This window comes from Pseudomonas sp. HR1, assembly GCF_030175875.1.
GTDB lineage: Bacteria > Pseudomonadota > Gammaproteobacteria > Pseudomonadales > Pseudomonadaceae > Chryseomonas > Chryseomonas oryzihabitans.
Genome location: NZ_JASNRF010000047.1, coordinates 1 through 828 on the forward strand (window position 1 = coordinate 1; position 828 = coordinate 828).

1 protein-coding gene is annotated in these 828 nt (G+C 55.9%); it reads left to right on the plus strand.

Annotated elements, in window-relative coordinates:
- Nucleotides 1-587: 587 nt before the first annotated feature.
- The coding region (locus QKY98_RS23515) for a metalloregulator ArsR/SmtB family transcription factor (protein ID WP_502945104.1) at nt 588-828 on the plus strand (241 nt) is incomplete at its 3' end.

Sequence of the window (828 nt, forward strand, 5' to 3'; positions counted from 1 at the left end):
GCTATCTGCCTGGCCGGCACGGGTGCCAATACCTTCAATGTATATACGAAGTGTGGCTGTTGACTCGTCGCCCTCGACCTAGCACGTAGCTGCTAGATAAATAACATCCGCCGCATCCATTGTTTTGGATCGGCGGATTGTGGGAAGCGCTACCCTATTTTGAACAGACGGACGAGTACGACAGGTGTGTCGCCCAACGAGCAGCACAGTTTGATCGAGGTTATTGTTTGCTCGCCGCGGCGCAGGTCTGGCCTCCCCCGATCAGCGATCAGAGACTGCAAGGACTGTTAACAGCCCAGCTTCAAACACCACGATGCTGAATAGCAGATCCTGGACGGCTAATACCCAGCCTCGACTTTTTGATTCTGATGCTTTCCCGCTTTTCCTTCTCGCGCGCGGGGCGCGGGCCGATAATGGGGGGAGCCCGGGTGGAGGGGGTGCAGGGGGGCATTGGGGTGAGGGGTATGTGCAGGGGTGGTATATTTTTCTGACTTGGACATGTCGATCGACTTGTAGCGAAGAAGCGCCTGCTGGGTATCTAGATCTCCAGCCAGTACATATGTATTTTCGTATATACGAATTTTCATATGTTCAGGGTTCTGGCTATGTCCCCTACCGGCTTTTTCAAGTGTCTCGCTGACGATACGCGCGGGCGCATCATGCTCATGCTCTGCGCCGAGAAGGAACTGTGCGTGTGCGAACTCATCCACGCGCTCGATGACAGCCAGCCGAAGATCTCACGCCACCTCGCGCAGCTGCGAGCGTGCGGATTGCTCGAGGATCGGCGCCAAGGACAGTGGATCTACTACCGGCTGCATCCCCAACTTG